At 59.1% G+C, this 15,469-nt stretch carries 13 protein-coding genes; 5 read left to right on the forward strand and 8 right to left on the reverse strand.

Annotated elements, in window-relative coordinates; genetic code table 11:
* The first annotated feature begins 87 nt into the window (after window positions 1–87).
* On the forward strand, window positions 88–288 hold the full coding sequence (locus GA0004734_RS02980) for a DUF1674 domain-containing protein (protein WP_092931068.1): 201 nt from the start codon (window positions 88–90) through the stop codon (window positions 286–288).
* Window positions 289–340: 52 nt separating this feature from the next.
* Here GA0004734_RS02980 and acs read toward each other — a convergent pair whose 3' ends face one another.
* Window positions 341–2,290 carry an acetate--CoA ligase gene (gene acs, locus GA0004734_RS02985; RefSeq protein ID WP_092931070.1) on the reverse strand — a complete coding sequence of 650 codons (1,950 nt, stop codon included), beginning with the start codon at window positions 2,288–2,290 and terminating at the stop codon, window positions 341–343.
* Between the two features lie 216 nt (window positions 2,291–2,506).
* Here acs and GA0004734_RS02990 point away from each other — a divergent pair, with 216 nt between their 5' ends.
* Window positions 2,507–3,205, forward strand: a complete 699-nt coding sequence (locus GA0004734_RS02990; RefSeq protein WP_092931072.1) for a DUF1013 domain-containing protein — start codon at window positions 2,507–2,509, stop codon at window positions 3,203–3,205.
* An 80-nt stretch (window positions 3,206–3,285) separates the two neighbouring features.
* On the opposite strand, the gene GA0004734_RS02995 is transcribed toward GA0004734_RS02990, so the two are convergent.
* On the reverse strand, window positions 3,286–3,966 hold the full coding sequence (locus GA0004734_RS02995) for a YggS family pyridoxal phosphate-dependent enzyme (RefSeq protein WP_092931074.1): 681 nt from the start codon (window positions 3,964–3,966) through the stop codon (window positions 3,286–3,288).
* A 227-nt stretch (window positions 3,967–4,193) separates the two neighbouring features.
* Between GA0004734_RS02995 and leuS the strand changes: the two genes are divergently transcribed.
* From leuS to holA, 3 genes are read left to right on the forward strand one after another with little or no spacing between them, the layout of a single operon-like run.
* Entirely contained in the window at window positions 4,194–6,821 is a 2,628-nt protein-coding gene (gene leuS, locus GA0004734_RS03000) for a leucine--tRNA ligase (RefSeq protein WP_092931076.1), read from the forward strand.
* A complete protein-coding gene (gene lptE / locus GA0004734_RS03005; RefSeq protein ID WP_092931078.1) occupies window positions 6,808–7,338 on the forward strand; it encodes an LPS assembly lipoprotein LptE in 531 nt (176 codons plus the stop codon). Before leuS ends, lptE begins: the two co-directional genes overlap by 14 nt.
* Window positions 7,339–7,350: 12 nt before the next feature.
* Window positions 7,351–8,388: a DNA polymerase III subunit delta gene (holA, locus tag GA0004734_RS03010; RefSeq protein WP_092931080.1), complete on the forward strand. Its 1,038-nt coding sequence runs from the start codon at window positions 7,351–7,353 to the stop codon at window positions 8,386–8,388.
* A 25-nt stretch (window positions 8,389–8,413) separates the two neighbouring features.
* Here holA and GA0004734_RS03015 read toward each other — a convergent pair whose 3' ends face one another.
* The 6 genes from GA0004734_RS03015 to rho form a co-directional block, all read right to left on the reverse strand.
* On the reverse strand, window positions 8,414–9,301 hold the full coding sequence (locus tag GA0004734_RS03015) for a ParB/RepB/Spo0J family partition protein (protein WP_092931083.1): 888 nt from the start codon (window positions 9,299–9,301) through the stop codon (window positions 8,414–8,416).
* Window positions 9,302–9,334: 33 nt separating this feature from the next.
* A complete protein-coding gene (locus GA0004734_RS03020; protein WP_092931085.1) occupies window positions 9,335–10,132 on the reverse strand; it encodes a ParA family protein in 798 nt (265 codons plus the stop codon).
* The gene (locus GA0004734_RS03025; protein WP_092931087.1) at window positions 10,119–10,778 is read right to left on the reverse strand and encodes a 16S rRNA (guanine(527)-N(7))-methyltransferase RsmG; all 660 of its coding nucleotides are present in this window, start codon (window positions 10,776–10,778) and stop codon (window positions 10,119–10,121) included. The genes GA0004734_RS03020 and GA0004734_RS03025 overlap by 14 nt, the downstream gene beginning before the upstream one ends.
* Window positions 10,778–12,655: a tRNA uridine-5-carboxymethylaminomethyl(34) synthesis enzyme MnmG gene (mnmG, locus tag GA0004734_RS03030; RefSeq protein ID WP_092931089.1), complete on the reverse strand. Its 1,878-nt coding sequence runs from the start codon at window positions 12,653–12,655 to the stop codon at window positions 10,778–10,780. The genes GA0004734_RS03025 and mnmG overlap by 1 nt, the downstream gene beginning before the upstream one ends.
* Before the next feature lie 59 nt (window positions 12,656–12,714).
* The gene (gene mnmE / locus GA0004734_RS03035) at window positions 12,715–14,031 is read right to left on the reverse strand and encodes a tRNA uridine-5-carboxymethylaminomethyl(34) synthesis GTPase MnmE (RefSeq protein ID WP_092931091.1); all 1,317 of its coding nucleotides are present in this window, start codon (window positions 14,029–14,031) and stop codon (window positions 12,715–12,717) included.
* Window positions 14,032–14,148: 117 nt separating this feature from the next.
* The gene (gene rho, locus GA0004734_RS03040) at window positions 14,149–15,414 is read right to left on the reverse strand and encodes a transcription termination factor Rho (protein ID WP_092931093.1); all 1,266 of its coding nucleotides are present in this window, start codon (window positions 15,412–15,414) and stop codon (window positions 14,149–14,151) included.
* Window positions 15,415–15,469 lie beyond the last annotated feature (55 nt).

The raw sequence follows: 15,469 nt of genomic DNA on the forward strand, positions 1-15,469 counted from the left end.
CACGTGAATCATCGTGAGATTGCCGCGTTTCACCCTATATGATGGGGCGTAGGTGCCACGGATTCAACGGCGTAGTGAGGTCTCGCAATGCTGAACGACAACGACAACAATCAGGAAACAGCGGGCAAGGTTCTTTCGCCCGCGGCGCGCCGCGCCCTTGAGGAAGCCGCCGCTCGCCGCGAAGCGAGCGCCGCGCTGGAACTACCGACGGAAATCGGCGGTCGCGGCGGGGCGGAGCCGGTGCGATTCGGTGACTGGGAAATCAACGGTCGCGCGATCGATTTCTGATTGAGACGCGAAACAAGGACCGGAAGCCGTTGTCGGATGCCGGTTTTCTCAGTTATTTTTTGTTCTGGCGGTTGGCGACGAGATCGTCCACGACACCCGGATCTGCCAGTGTCGAGATATCGCCAAGCGCGCCGAAGTCATCTTCGGCGATCTTGCGAAGGATACGGCGCATGATCTTGCCCGAGCGGGTTTTCGGCAAGCCCGGCGCGAACTGGATTTTGTCGGGCGAAGCGATCGGTCCGATCTCATTCCGCACGTGTGCGACAAGCGCCTTGCGCAGATCGTCCGACCCCTCCCGGCCGGACATCAGCGTCACGTAGCAGTAAATGCCCTGACCCTTGATGTCATGCGGGTAACCGACGACGGCCGCTTCCGACACCGCATCATGGCTGACGAGCGCGGACTCGACCTCTGCCGTACCCATACGATGTCCAGAAACGTTCAACACGTCATCGACGCGACCCGTGATCCAGTAATAGCCGTCCGCATCGCGTTTGCAGCCGTCACCTGTAAAATATTTACCCTTATAGGTTGAGAAATATGTCTGGATGAAACGTTCGTGATCGCCATAGACGGTTCGCATCTGACCCGGCCAGCTATCAGCGATACAGAGATTGCCGTCTGCAGCACCCTCCAGGACGTTGCCATCGTTATCAACAAGCTCCGGCCGGATGCCGAAGAAAGGCAGAGTGGCCGACCCCGGCTTCAGTGCAGTCGCGCCCGGAAGCGGCGTGATCATGTGACCGCCCGTTTCCGTCTGCCACCATGTATCGACGACTGGGCAGCGTCCGTCGCCCACCACGTCATGATACCACTGCCAAGCTTCAGGATTGATGGGCTCGCCGACCGTACCGAGGATTCGCAGACTCGCTCGCGAGGATCTTTTCACAAAGGCATCGCCGGCGCCCATCAGTGAGCGAATGGCCGTCGGCGCGGTGTAGAAGATGTTCACCTGATGCTTGTCGATGATTTCCCAGAACCGGCCCTGGTCGGGATGGTTGGGCACGCCTTCGAACATTAGTGTTGTCGCACCGTTCGCAAGCGGCCCGTAGACGATGTAGGAATGTCCCGTCACCCAGCCGACATCGGCCGTGCACCAGTAGATATCGCCGGGGTGGTAGTCGAACACATATTCGTGGCTCATCGCGACATAGACGAGATAGCCGCCCGTCGTGTGCAGAACACCCTTCGGCTTTCCGGTCGAACCCGAGGTATAGAGAATGAACAGCGGGTCTTCCGCATTCATCGGCACGGGCTCGCAAGCGGTATCGGCGGCCTGCGTTGCCGTATGGTACCAGACATCTCGGCCATCCGCCCAGATGATCTTGCCACCCGTCCGGCGCACGACGAGGACGGTCTTCACATCGATGCCGTTTTTCGCGGCGATCTCCACCGCTTTGTCCGTGTTGTCCTTCAACGGGATCGGCTTGCCGCCGCGCATGCCCTCGTCGCAGGTGACGATAAAGGTGGAGGCACAGTCCACAAGCCGTCCGGCGAGCGCATCCGGAGAGAAGCCCCCGAAGACGACGGAATGGACGGCGCCGATGCGGGCACAGGCCAGCATCGCATAGGCGGCTTCCGGGATCATCGGCATGTAGATCGTCACGCGATCACCCTTGCCGACGCCCTGCGCCTTCATGACGTTTGCCAGCCGGCAGACATGCTGATGCAGCTCGCGATAGGTGATCTTCTTGTCGATATAGGGGTTGTCACCCTCGAAGATGATCGCGACCTGATCGCCATGGGTCTCCAGATGCCGATCGATACAGTTGAAGGAAACGTTGGTCTGCCCGTCCTCGAACCATTTGATCGAAACATCGCCGGTAAACGAGGTGTTCTTGACCTTGGTATAAGGCTTCGACCAGTCGATCCGCTTACCGTGCTCGCCCCAGAACGCGTCCGGGTTTTCGACGCTCTCGCGATACCACGTGTCATAGGTCGCCTTGTCCACGAGGGCGCGTGCCTGGGTTTCCTCCGAGACGGGGTAGGTCTTGTCGGACATGGTCTTCTCTCTCCCTGCTATCGTGCTCGCGCATCCTCACGGCGCTTTTCACGGGATACATATCAGGTGCAGAGCCGGCGGCAATGAGACGAAAGTCAGGGCGTCGAGAAGAATTGCAATTCTGCGACAAGAGGGGTATAGAAGCGCCCTATTCCCGGAAATCAGTGGTATTCCACGGCCCGCGACACCGGCGCGGCGGACAGAAGGACTATATCTATGGCTCAACAATTGCTGATGCCGAAAGCCACGGCGGTCTGGCTTGTCGATAATACCGCCCTGTCGTTCGAGCAGATCGCCACGTTCTGCAAGCTGCATCCCCTGGAAGTCAAGGCGATTGCCGATGGCGAATCAGCCCAGGGCATCAAAGGCCTCGATCCCATCGCCACCGGGCAGCTGTCGCGTGATGAAATCGTCCGCGCCGAAGGCAATCCGAACCACAAGCTGAAGATTTCCGATCCGAAGGTTCGCGTTCCCGAATCCAAGCGCAAAGGCCCGCGCTACACGCCGGTCTCCAAGCGCCAGGACCGCCCGAACGCCATTCTCTGGCTCGTGCGCAACCATCCCGAACTCAAGGACGCCCAGATCTCGCGCCTCGTCGGCACCACCAAGTCGACGATCGAGCAGATCCGCGAGCGGACGCACTGGAACTCGGCCAACCTGACGGCGAGCGACCCGGTCACGCTCGGTCTCTGCAGCCAGATCGATCTCGACCTCGAGGTCGAACGCGCCTCCAAGGGCCGCCCGTTGCCGACAGCCGCCGATCTCGGCGCTACGCTGGAACCCGCGCAGGAAACCGAACGCTTCAGCTATGGCTACGAGCGTGAGGAAGAGAAGGAAATGGACGCGGACGCCGTTTTTGCAAAGCTGAAATCGTTGAAGTCCTCGACGCCGGACGAAGAAGAAGAGAAATACTGATCCGCAGAAGCCTCATTGCGGCATCACCGAAAGCCCGGCCATGTGCCGGGTTTTTTATGACCTCAGGTTTTCCAGTATCGTCAAGCGGGCTGCACTGCGACATCGCGCAGACCGAAGATCGCCGACCCCACGCGAACGCTCGTCGCCCCGAAGGCGATAGCGACATCGAAATCGCCCGACATGCCCATCGACAGCTTCTCGACATCATTCTCTGCTGCAAGCTTTGCCAGCAGCGCGAAATGTGGACCCGGATTCTCGTCTGCCGGCGGAATGCACATCAACCCCTCTACGGGTAGGTTCAGCGTATCCCGACACGTCGCCACGAAAGCTGCCGTCTCATCCGGCGCAATGCCCGCCTTTTGTGGCTCGAGCCCGGTGTTCACCTGCACGTAGATCCGAACCGGCTTGCCCTGCCGCGCGATCTCCGCTGCCACGGCGCGAGCGATCTTCTCCCGGTCGATGGTCTCGATGACGTCGAACAATGCAACGGCATCGGCCGCCTTGTTGGACTGGAGCGGGCCGATCAGATGCAGCGTGATATCCGGCGTCTCCGCTTTCAGCTCGGGCCACTTGCCCTGCGACTCTTGCACCCGGTTTTCGCCGAACACGCGCTGCCCGGCCGTAATCACGGGACGGATGGCGTCTGCATCGAAGGTCTTCGATACCGCAACCAGCGCCACGGAGCCGCGCGCGCGCGCAGCACCATCCTCCGCCATGTGGATGCGCGACAGCACCTCGTTCCACTGGTCCACTCGGGTCATAGGCAAGGTCTCCCTGGCAGTCATGTGGCTTGAAGCGCCACGGTCACGCGCGATTGCAGGCTCGATATAGACAACTCCCTGCGGGCCGCCAAGCAAGCTTGCGGGGAATGCCACAGAGCCAAGGCAAAGGCCCGCAAAACTTGACGCTACCGTTGTTTCATGATGAAGGTCACGCCACATAAGACCGAGCGGCAGCGCCCCGCACAATTTCCGGAACGACGAAACACATGGCCACAGAACGCTATAACCCGCGCGATGCAGAACCTCGCTGGCAGCGCGAATGGGACGAAAAATCCGTCTACAAGACGGACAATAACGACCCGCGGGAAAAATACTACGTCCTGGAGATGTTTCCCTATCCCTCCGGCCGCATCCACATGGGCCATGTGCGCAACTATGCGATGGGCGACGTCGTCGCCCGCTTCAAGCGTGCGCGCGGCTACAACGTCCTGCACCCCATGGGCTGGGACGCCTTCGGCATGCCCGCCGAAAACGCGGCCATGGAGCGCGGCGTTCATCCCGCCGAGTGGACCTACCAGAACATCGCCTCCATGCGCGCGCAGCTGAAGGTCATGGGCCTCTCGCTCGACTGGAGCCGCGAATTCGCCACCTGCGACGTCGCCTATTACCAGCAGCAGCAGCACCTCTTCATCGATTTCATGGAAAAGGGCCTGGTCTATCGCAAACAGTCCAAGGTCAACTGGGATCCGGTCGATCATACCGTGCTGGCCAACGAGCAGGTGATCGACGGCCGCGGCTGGCGCTCCAACGCGCTCGTAGAACAACGCGAGCTGACACAGTGGTTCTTCCGCATAACCGACTTCAGTCAGGACTTGCTGGACTCGCTCGATACGTTGGAGCACTGGCCGGAAAAGGTCCGGCTGATGCAAAAGAACTGGATCGGTCGCTCAGAGGGTCTCTCCATCCGCTGGGAACTCGTTGCGGACCCACGCGCACCCGGTGAAACGGAGGTCGAGGTTTACACGACCCGTCCGGACACCCTGTTCGGCGCCTCCTTCCTCGCGATCGCCGCAGATCACCCGCTGGCGCGCAAGGTCGCTGCGGGCAATGCCGAACTGGAAGCCTTCTGCGACGAATGCCGTCGCGCAGGAACCTCGCTTGCCGCCCTTGAGACGGCAGAGAAGCGTGGCATCGACACCGGCCTGCGCGTCCGCCATCCGCTCGATCCCTCTTGGGAATTACCAGTCTACGTCGCCAACTTCGTCCTGATGGATTACGGCACGGGTGCCATCTTCGGCTGCCCCTCTGGTGACCAGCGCGACCTTGATTTCGCGCGCCGCTACGACCTGCCCGTGATACCGGTCGTCATGCCGGCCGACGGCGATGCGGCAACCTTCAGCGTCGGCACGGAGGCCTATACGGGCGACGGCGTAATGATCCATTCTCGCTTCCTCGACGGCCTCACCATTGAAGCCGCTTTCGAGCGTGTGGCGAGCTTGCTGGAGAACCAGGACCTTGCCGGTCGCCCGCAGGCCGAGCGCAAAGTCAACTTCAGATTGCGAGATTGGGGAATTTCCCGCCAGCGTTATTGGGGCTGCCCCATTCCGGTCATCCACTGCGAAGTCTGCGGTGTCGTTCCCGTGCCGAAGAAGGACCTGCCGGTCCGCCTGCCCGACGACGTCACCTTCGACAAGCCCGGCAACCCACTCGACCGTCACCCGACCTGGCGCCATGTCGGCTGCCCGCAATGCGGCGCCGGGGCACGCCGCGAGACGGACACGATGGACACGTTCGTCGATTCCTCCTGGTATTTCATGCGCTTCACGGCACCGTGGGAGGAACAGCCGACCAACCGATCGATCGTCGATCGCTGGATCCCCGTCGATCAGTATATCGGCGGCATCGAACATGCGATCCTGCACCTTCTCTACTCCCGCTTCTTCACACGCGCCATGAAGGCTGCCGGTCACGCGGGGCTGTCCGAGCCGTTCAAGGGCCTCTTCACCCAGGGCATGGTGGTGCATGAAACCTACAGCCGCGGAGAAGGCGCCCAACGCGAGTGGATCAACCCGTCGGCCATCACCATCGAGGATCTCGGCAACGGCCGCAGGGCGACGCTGAACGAGACCGGCGAAGAGATCGTTATCGGCTCCATCGAGAAGATGTCGAAGTCGAAGAGGAACGTGGTCGATCCGGATGACATCATCGCATCCTACGGTGCCGATACGGCACGCTTCTTCGTGCTGTCGGACTCGCCGCCGGATCGTGACGTCATCTGGTCCGAAGCGGGCGTCGAAGGCGCCCATCGCTTCGTCCAGCGCGTCTGGCGTCTGATCTCCGAGGCGGCACCGGCCCTGGCGGCAGCAAAGGCCGCGCCCGCTATGGAAGGGCCGGCACGCGCCATTTCCCAGGTCGCCCACAGGACGCTGAAGGCGGTCGAAGCGGATTATGACAAGCTCGCCTTTAACAAAGCCGTCGCGCGCCTCTACGAGATGGTGAACGCACTCGCCGCGCCGCTCGCCGATGTCGCCACTGGAGCGGACGCTGCGACAACCGACGCCATGCGCGACGCGGTCGAGATTCTAATCCATCTGATGGCGCCGATCACGCCGCATCTGGCCGAACAGTGCTGGAGCGTCATCGGCGGCGAAGGCCTGATCGCCCAGGCAGATTGGCCCCGCTTCAACGAGGCGCTCGTCACGGTTTCCGAAATCGTCCTGCCGGTCCAGATCAACGGCAAGAAGCGCGCCGATTTGACAATCGCGCGCGATGCGGATCAGACTGCCGTCGAGGCTGCCGTACTCAGCCTTGATGCCGTGCGGACCGCGCTGGAAGGCCGGACGCCGAAGAAGATTATTGTCGTGCCGCAGAGGATCGTGAATGTCGTCGTCTAAGTTCGATCCCCGCCGCCGCCTTGCCCTCGGCTTTGCCGGTCTGTCCCTGTTGCTGATGGCGGGCTGCCAGGTTCGCCCGCTTTATTCCGATGGTCCGAGCGGTGCCCCGGCGACGGCATTGGCCTCGATTGGGATCTCTGAAGCCAAGGACCGTGTCGAGCAGCGCGTGCGCAACGCCCTGATTTTCCTGACATCCGGTGGCAAGGGCGAGCCGGTCGCGCCACAATACCAGCTGGCGCTGAGCGTCAGCCACCAGACCACCGGCGTGCTCTTCGACGAGCGCAATGACAATGACACCGCATCGGCGGGTCGTCTCGTCATCGAGGCGGACTATAACCTGACCCGCGTTGATACCGGCAAGACGGTAAAATCAGGTCATCGCAAAGCCGTCGCACTGGTCGATTTTCCGATCCAGGAGTTTGCCAAGCTTCGCGCCATCCGCGATGCAGAGAACCGGGCTGCCCGCGAACTCGCGGAAGTCATCCGAGCCGATCTCTCCGCAGCACTCGGCAACTGATCCGGCGCCAGCATGAGTGAAATCAAATCCCACGAGTTCGACAATTTCGTGGAAAGGCCGCTGCCCAGCCAGCGGCTTTACCTTTTCTACGGACCCGATCGTGGCCTGGTCGCCGAACGCGCTGCAGCAATCGCAGCGAAAACCGGCATCGCACTCAACGATCCCTTTGCCCTCATCAAGCTGGATGGCAGCGACCTATCTCCGGGCAGGCTCGCCGACGAGGCCAATTCACTGGGCCTCTTCGGTGGCGGCAAGCTCGTCTGGGTGCGGGCATCGGGAACCGAAAAGATCTTAAGCGAAGGTCTCGCCTACCTCGCTGAGGAGCCGCCACGCGACGCCTTCGTCATCGTGGAAGCCGGCGACCTGAAAAAAGGCACAGCGCTCCGCAAGATAGGGGAAACCGCGCGCAGCATCATTGCCGTCGCCTGTTATGCCGACGACGTCAAGGCCATCAACGGCCTGATCGATAAGGAACTCGGTGCTGCTGGCCTGCGCATCACACCGGCGGCACGCGAAGCGCTCCGCGATCTTCTGGGTGCGGACCGGCTGGCGTCGCGCAACGAGATCGCCAAGCTCGCGCTCTACTGCCGCGATGAACCCGTCATAGAGGAAAGCCATGTCCTCGATATTATTGGGGATGCCAGCTCCACCTCGGTCGATGACGCTGTGGATGCCGTTCTCACCGGAGATATGGACCGCCTGATGACGTCGCTCCGCAAGGTCGAAGCATCAAAGACGTCGATGTTCCTCGTACTGCAAAGCTGCCTGCGCCAGTTCCAGCAGCTCGACATTCTCAGGGCAGAGATGGACGCGAAGCGGCTCGGACCATCGCAAGTCACCGCAACGCTCGGCCGCGGTATCCATTTCCGTCGCAAACCATTGATCGAAGCCGCGTTGAAGAACTGGGGACTACCGGCTATCCGGCGTGATTTGCAGAGGCTACAGAATGCAATTCTGCAAAGTCGCGGCCGCCAGACGCTTGAGGCCGACATCGCCAGCCAAGCGCTGATCGCGATAGCCTTTCAAGCGGCCAGACAGCGCTCTGCTTGAACATCGCTCTCGACCTCGTCATCGATCAGCGTCGCTCGAGCAGCCGGCAGATATCTTCCAACTGTTCCAGAGTCTTATAGCTTATCTTCAGCTGGCCGCCACTCGCCCGGTGATTGACGGAAACCTCAAGGCCAAGACTGTCGGTGAGAGAGCGTTCGAGTGCAACTGTATCGGCGTCCTTTTCAGGACGGGGCTTTGCACCGAAGGTCGGATCGTTCTGGGCTCGGATATCGTTCTGAGCAAGCTTCTCCGTATCACGAACGGACAAGCCTTTGGCGATGATTGCGCGGGCGAGGGTGGTCGGGTCGGAAGTGGGGATCAGCGCACGCGCATGACCCGCTGAAAGAGTGCCTGAGGACAGCATGTCGCGCACCGGTTCCGGAAGTTTCAGAAGCCGGAGGCTGTTCGCCACATGGCTCCGGCTCTTGCCGATGATCTCGCCGAGGTCGTTCTGCGTGTAGCCGTGATCGGCAATCAGCAGTTCATACCCCATCGCCTCTTCGAGAGGATTGAGGTCGGAACGCTGGACGTTCTCGACAATGGCAATTTCCAGCGCCGTGCGATCATCCACATCCCGAACGATCACGGGAATATCCGAAAAGCCGGCAAGTTGGGCTGCGCGCCAACGGCGCTCGCCGGCGATAATCTCGAACCGGTCACCGATCACGGTACGAACGACGACGGGCTGGACGATACCATGCTGCCGAACGGAGTTTGCGAGATCCTGCAATTCTCCCTCATCGAACGTCCGCCGCGGATTGCGCGGGTTCCGCGTAATATGCTCGATCGGGACACGCCGGTCTGCCGGAACGACTGGCGCCGAGGGTGATTCAGCGACAATAGGCTGGTCCATCTCACCGATCAATGCGGCGAGACCTCGTCCGAGACGGCGCCGTGCGGGATCTTCGTTCATGGCGTTCTCCTCATCATTCTGGAGCCGAATCGATTATGCCGCAGCTTTCCGCTGGCGCTCGCGTTGAATCACTTCAGAAGCGAGTTGCAGATAAGCTTGGCTGCCTGCACATTTTAGATCGTAAAGGATAGCAGGCTTTCCATAGGACGGCGCTTCGGAAACCCGGACGTTGCGAGGGATGAGCGTATGGTAAACTTTTTCGCCCAGATGCGTACGAACGTCGCTCACGACCTGTTGCGCGAGGTTGTTCCGAGAGTCGAACATCGTCAGGACTATACCCTGTATATCGAGCTGCGGGTTGACGCTCCGACGGATCTGATCGACTGTTTCCAGCAACTGGCTAAGCCCTTCGAGCGCAAAGAACTCGCATTGCAGCGGCACGAGAACCGAATGCGCGGCGGCCATGGCGTTCATGGTCAGCAAATTGAAGGAGGGCGGGCAATCGACCAGAATGTAGGAATAGGCCAAAGCCTCTGGCGTTCCCAAGGCCTTTTTCAAGCGAAAAACGCGGTCGCTTTGACTGGAAATCTCCATCTCCAGACCGAGAAGATCCATAGTCGAGGGAATGATCGATAAGTTCGGCACGACAGTCGGATGAACGATCGTATCGATCGTATGCGTTCCCATCATTAGGTCGTAGGAAGAATACCGACGATCACGGCGCTGAATACCGAGCCCGGTGCTCGCATTGCCCTGGGGATCCAGATCGATAATCAAGACGGATTCACCGATTGCGGCTAAAGCGGTCGCGAGATTGATAGCTGTCGTCGTTTTACCGACGCCACCCTTTTGGTTCGCAATCGTAATGATCCGGTTTTTATCGCGCGACATTGATCGCTCCTGCACCTTGGCTCGGCTGCTGCATCCGCGTGATCTCGAGAATGACGGAGTCAGCCTCGACAATGCTTTGGTGTTTTACCAGATCGAAATCATACCGACCACGCGCATTCGCGACTTCCGTCTCGTAATCCCTGCCTTTGTGAAAAAAAGCTCGTGTCGCACCACTCGCCATCCAAGGCGCGATGAACCGTAGCAACAGGGACAGATCGGCAACAGCCCGCGCAGAGATGGCGTCGCAGGCCGGAATTTTGGTGGGAGCGTCTTCAATGCGCAAGACATGGACCGATCCTCGTGCACCCGTTTCCTGCAATGCGACGCGAAGGAACGCTGCCTTCTTCTGATTGCTTTCGACGAGATGGACCCATCCCTCCGAGATTTCGGAAAGAAGAATAGCTGTTATGACACCGGGAAATCCGCCGCCGCTACCCAAATCGATCCACGTCTTCGGGCCGGGCGCGAGAGCGTATATCTGGGCACTGTCCCGGATATGTCGGTTACCGATGTCTCCAACGGTAGAGGGAGCCACGAGGTTGATCGTTTTCGCCCATTTCAGGAAAAGTTCGGTAAAATACTGAAGCCTCTCGCTCGTTTCACGTGAAACACGTAAGCCGATCAATTCTGCGGACTGACTCGCCATCAGTGTAAACCTTGTGCTGCATCACGCCGCTCGTAGCGCTGTAGATGGGTCAGAATCAGCGTCGCGGCTGAAGGTGTCATACCATCGATGATCTGAAGCTGCGCAAAATTTCGAGGTTGTATTCGTGTCAGCTTCTGTTTCAATTCATTGGAGAGGCCGTTGAGATCGGCATAAGTGAAGTCGTTTGGTATTGTCCGCTCCTCTTCCTTGCGCGCGCGAACGATATCGGTGGCCTGCCGATCCATATAAACGGCGTAATGAGCGTCAATCTCGATAGCTTCGGCAAGCTTGGTCGGAACCACTGCGAGATCCGGCCAGATGGCCGAGAGACGGGAGAGTGTAATATCGGCATGCGACAACAGATCGAATGCAGAGCGTCTCTGTCCGTCCTTGTTCAGGTTCAAACCATGCGTACCCGCTTCATTTGGCGTCAGCATTCGCTGATGAAGCTTTTCCTTCCATTGATCGAAGGAACTCTCCCATGCGGTAAACCGGTTCCGGCGTTCGTGAGAGACGCAGCCAAGCGAGATCGCAGCCGGTGTTAAGCGCATGTCGGCATTATCAGCACGGAGAGACAGACGGTACTCCGCGCGCGATGTGAACATGCGATAGGGTTCCGCAACGCCGCGTGTAATGAGATCATCGATCATTACGCCGATATAGGAATCTGTGCGCGAGAAGATATGAGGACTTTGGCCGGAAACTTTGCGCGTCGCATTCAGGCCGGCAACGAGGCCCTGCGCCCCTGCCTCCTCGTATCCCGTCGTCCCATTGATCTGACCTGCTAGAAACAGACCAGGAATCTTCCTGAGTTCCAAGCTCGCGGAAAGCTCGCGCGGATCGACATGGTCATATTCAATCGCGTAGCCGGGCTGAAGGATTTTCGCATCTTCAAGTCCGGGTATCGTTCGGATAAAGGCAGCCTGGACCTCCTCTGGAAGAGACGTCGAAATGCCGTTCGGATAGACGGTGTGATCATCGAGACCTTCCGGTTCCAGAAAGATCTGGTGCCCATTACGCTCGCCGAATTTCACGATCTTGTCTTCGATCGATGGGCAGTAGCGAGGTCCAATACCTGAGATCTGACCCGAATACATCGCCGACTTTTGGAGGTTCTCTTCAATGATTCGGTGAGTCGCGTCAGTGGTTCGGGTTACGCCACACGCGATCTGGCGTGTTGTGATACGATCCGTCATGAAGGAGAAGGGGACAGGTTCCTCGTCCGCCGCCTGACTGCCGATCCTGTCCCATTGAATCGTCAGGCCATCCAGACGCGCGGGCGTTCCGGTCTTCAGTCGACCCAAGGCGACGTGATGGTCTTCGAGCACTTTCGATAGCCCGATCGACGGCGCTTCACCGACGCGACCGGCCGCGATTTTTTTATCTCCGATGTGAATAAGACCACGGAGAAACGTGCCTGTCGTGAGAACAACTGCGCCGCAGAATATGGTCTCTCCGCTCGCAAGAACAACACCGGCAATCGCGACGCGGTCGATGACGAGATCAATGACATCGCCCTCTATCACCGTCAGCGAGGACAGGTTCGCAAGTTCCGCCTGCATCGCCTCCCGATATAGGCGGCGATCAGCCTGTGTTCGCGGCCCTCGAACGGCCGGGCCTTTTTTACGATTCAGGAGCCGAAACTGGATGCCAGCCTGATCGGCAACGCGACCCATCAACCCATCGAACGCATCGATTTCCCGGACAAGGTGCCCTTTGCCCAATCCGCCGATAGCGGGATTGCACGACATCACACCGATTGTTTCCCGCTTATGTGTAACAAGCGCAACATTGGCGCCAAGACGCGCAGCGACGGCCGCCGCTTCACAGCCGGCATGTCCGCCACCAACAACGATGACATCATACTTAACGGTCATTTCTATTCCGATTCAATGTTTCACGTGAAACGTGCGGGATGACTCGCATGCGTTGCAGTCTATTTGCCGATACAGAATTCTGAGAAGATCACATCCAACAAATCTTCAACATCGACACGACCTGTAATTCGCCCCAGCGCATCTCCAGCTCGCCGAAGTTGCTCGGACTGGATATCGAGATCAACACTTTCAACAGCCTCATCCAACGCAGTCAGACACTGCGACAAATGATCAGCATGCCGACGGCGAGAGGGCACAGCGAAGGAATCCGCTTTTGCTCGGTCCGGAAGGCGGGCCATCAGCGCCGATATAAGCGACTGGAGACCTTCCGGATGCTCTACAGAAACGAACACGTCAGCATCGGCTCTATCCCATGAAACAAGAGAAATATCAATCTTGGTGGCAATTCGTAGGATTTCGATCTGCCTATCTGGCGGAACCATGAATCCGTCCGGTGTGTCCGAGAGAGACAATATGAGATCGGCATCCTGCAGAAGAGCCTTTGCCCTTCGGATGCCTTCGCGCTCGACCGGATCGGCAGTTTCCCGCAGACCGGCAGTGTCAAAGAGCTTCACAACGAATCCGGCTAAAGAAATATCGACACTGAGAACGTCGCGGGTTGTGCCCGCTACATCTGTGACGATGGCAATGTCCTGTTTGGCGAGGGCATTCAGAAGACTGGATTTTCCAGCATTGGGTGGACCAGAAATGACCACGCGGTAGCCATCCCGAATGATCGCACCGATCCTCGCACCAGCGAGATGTTCGGCGATCTCCGCTCTGAGTTGCTGTGTATCCCGCCATATCGCAGCACTGACGGAACCCGGAACATCGTCCTCATCAGCAAAGTCGAGCTCCGCCTCGATCATCGCACGGGCGTGAGTCAGACGCTTTGCCCAGCCTTGATAGAGCTGTGAAACCCCGCCGCGGGCGTGTTCGCTTGCAAGGCGCCGTTGCATTTCCGTCTCGGCAGAGATCAGGTCGGCGAGACCCTCGACTTCAACGAGATCCAGCTTTCCATGTGCAAAGGCCCTGCGCGAAAACTCGCCGGCGTCTGCATGACGAAAACCGGGGAACGTAGCGAGTTCGTCCAGAAGGCGATCCACGACGGCCCGCCCTCCATGAGCCTGAAGTTCGACATAGTCCTCTCCCGTGAAGGAGGCCGGCCCTGGGAACGACAGGATCAGTCCCTGATCAACCACATCTCCGTTACGGCACCGAATCGTTCGTAGCGTGGCCACACGCGGACGAACAGGACCACCACAGAGACCCTCGCACACCATCAACGCCGATGGCCCGCTGATCCGGATGACGGCGACACCCGAGGGCAGACCGCCGGAGGAAAGAGAATAGATCGTATCGCTGGCCGATGACATTCGAACCGTCCGTGAAAACTTCATTTGTGATAAACGAAAAAATCCCTGGATGATGCCAGGGATTTTCAGAATGCGTCGAACGAAACGACAGATCAGCTTCTTGTGATGCCGATGATCTCACGTGTTCATGGAGTCGAAGAAATCGCCGTTCGTCTTCGTCTGCTTCAACTTGTCGATCAGGAACTCGATTGCATCGGTTGTTCCCATCGGCGCGAGAATACGACGGAGAACGAAGATCTTCTGGAGATCCTGACGCGGGACGAGCAAGTCTTCCTTACGGGTACCGGACTTCAGAATGTCCATCGCCGGGAAGATACGCTTATCGGCAACCTTCCGGTCGAGAACGATTTCCGAGTTGCCCGTGCCCTTGAACTCTTCGAAGATGACTTCGTCCATGCGGCTGCCGGTATCGATCAGCGCTGTCGCAACGATCGTCAGCGACCCGCCTTCCTCGATATTCCGTGCCGCACCGAAGAAGCGCTTCGGACGCTGCAGGGCGTTGGCATCCACACCACCGGTGAGAACCTTGCCCGAGGACGGGACAACCGTGTTGTAAGCGCGGCCGAGGCGGGTGATCGAATCGAGCAGAATGACAACGTCGCGACCATGCTCGACAAGACGCTTGGCCTTCTCGATGACCATCTCGGCGACCTGCACGTGGCGCGTGGCAGGTTCGTCGAAGGTGGAGGAAACGACCTCACCCTTCACGGAGCGCTGCATGTCCGTCACTTCTTCCGGCCGCTCATCGATGAGAAGAACGATCAGATAACATTCCGGATGGTTGGCGGTGATCGAATGCGCGATGTTCTGCAGCAGCACCGTCTTACCGGTGCGCGGCGGCGCGACGATCAGGCCGCGCTGGCCCTTGCCGAGCGGTGCTACAAGATCCATGACGCGCGACGAAAGATCCTTCGAGGTGGGAACCTCGAGTTCCATCTTGAAGCGCTCGTTCGGATAGAGCGGCGTCAGGTTGTCGAAGTGTACCTTGTGCCGGATTTTCTCCGGATCTTCGAAATTGATCGTGTTGACCTTGAGAAGCGCGAAATAGCGTTCGCCTTCCTTCGGTCCGCGGATCGGACCCTCGACCGTATCCCCGGTCTTCAGCGAAAAGCGCCGGATCTGGGAGGGAGAGATGTAGATATCGTCGGGGCCGGGGAGGTAATTGGCATTGGCGGAGCGCAGGAAGCCGAAGCCGTCCTGGAGGAGTTCGACGACACCTTCGCCGATGATCTCGACATCCTGCGCCGCGAGCATCTTCAGGATGGCGAACATCAGCTCCTGCTTGCGCATCACGCTGGCGTTTTCGACCTCCACCGACTCGGCGAACGCCAGAAGGTCGGTTGCAGATTTGTTCTTGAGGTCTTGGAGCTTCATTTCAGCCATGAAGGAAAATCACACTTGCAGAGGGAATGGAAGGGCTGGCGCTGTGTGGGTCAAG

This window comes from Rhizobium sp. 9140 (genome assembly GCF_900067135.1).
Taxonomy (GTDB): Bacteria; Pseudomonadota; Alphaproteobacteria; order Rhizobiales; family Rhizobiaceae; genus Ferranicluibacter.

Excerpts from the sequence above, each read along its gene's own strand:
- holA (WP_092931080.1), top strand. The coding sequence starts at position 7,351 with ATGAGTGAAATCAAATCCCACGAGTTCGACAATTTCGTGGAAAGGCCG.
- lptE (WP_092931078.1), top strand. The coding sequence starts at position 6,808 with ATGTCGTCGTCTAAGTTCGATCCCCGCCGCCGCCTTGCCCTCGGCTTT.
- mnmE (WP_092931091.1), bottom strand. The coding sequence starts at position 14,031 with ATGTCATCGGCCAGCGATACGATCTATTCTCTTTCCTCCGGCGGTCTG.
- mnmG (WP_092931089.1), bottom strand. The coding sequence starts at position 12,655 with ATGACCGTTAAGTATGATGTCATCGTTGTTGGTGGCGGACATGCCGGC.
- GA0004734_RS02990 (WP_092931072.1), top strand. The coding sequence starts at position 2,507 with ATGGCTCAACAATTGCTGATGCCGAAAGCCACGGCGGTCTGGCTTGTC.
- acs (WP_092931070.1), bottom strand. The coding sequence starts at position 2,290 with ATGTCCGACAAGACCTACCCCGTCTCGGAGGAAACCCAGGCACGCGCC.
- GA0004734_RS03025 (WP_092931087.1), bottom strand. The coding sequence starts at position 10,778 with ATGGCGAGTCAGTCCGCAGAATTGATCGGCTTACGTGTTTCACGTGAA.
- GA0004734_RS03020 (WP_092931085.1), bottom strand. The coding sequence starts at position 10,132 with ATGTCGCGCGATAAAAACCGGATCATTACGATTGCGAACCAAAAGGGT.
- GA0004734_RS02980 (WP_092931068.1), top strand. The coding sequence starts at position 88 with ATGCTGAACGACAACGACAACAATCAGGAAACAGCGGGCAAGGTTCTT.
- leuS (WP_092931076.1), top strand. The coding sequence starts at position 4,194 with ATGGCCACAGAACGCTATAACCCGCGCGATGCAGAACCTCGCTGGCAG.
- GA0004734_RS02995 (WP_092931074.1), bottom strand. The coding sequence starts at position 3,966 with ATGACCCGAGTGGACCAGTGGAACGAGGTGCTGTCGCGCATCCACATG.
- rho (WP_092931093.1), bottom strand. The coding sequence starts at position 15,414 with ATGGCTGAAATGAAGCTCCAAGACCTCAAGAACAAATCTGCAACCGAC.
- GA0004734_RS03015 (WP_092931083.1), bottom strand. The coding sequence starts at position 9,301 with ATGAACGAAGATCCCGCACGGCGCCGTCTCGGACGAGGTCTCGCCGCA.